Annotated in this window: 1 protein-coding gene; it reads left to right on the forward strand. The window is 31.8% G+C overall.

Annotation, left to right across the window (positions count from 1 at the left end; all coding sequences use genetic code 11):
* Positions 1-78: 78 nt before the first annotated feature.
* Positions 79-422 (forward strand): DUF7487 domain-containing protein (locus tag ETC00_RS20055; protein WP_483296501.1); only part of this gene is annotated, 344 nt, incomplete at its 3' end.

The raw sequence follows: 422 nt of genomic DNA on the forward strand, positions 1-422 counted from the left end.
GTCTGTAAGAAGCCTACTGAATGGAATGAGTCAACGAGCAAGTATAAAAGATTTTGTGAAAACCCTAAATGTAAAGAATTGTACAGAGAAGAGTTTAAAAAAAGAATGATTGGAAAATATGGAAGAGTTCACTTACTAAATGACCCTGAACAACAGAAAAAAATGTTAGCAAACAGATCAATTTCTGGTAAATATGTTTGGAGCGATGGTAAAGAAGTTCCTTATACAGGGTCATATGAATTAGATTTTCTAAAGTTTTTAGACGTTTTCATGAATTTCGACTCTTCTGATATTATGTCACCTTCTCCTCACACTTACTATTATATTTATGAAGGAGAAGAGAAATTTTACATCCCTGATTTTTTTATTCCTTCACTAAATTTAGAGATTGAAATAAAAGACGGGGGGAGTAACCCTAATAA

It is taken from the genome of Brevibacillus sp. MCWH, assembly GCF_013096935.1.
Classification (GTDB): domain Bacteria; phylum Bacillota; class Bacilli; order Brevibacillales; family Brevibacillaceae; genus Brevibacillus; species Brevibacillus aydinogluensis.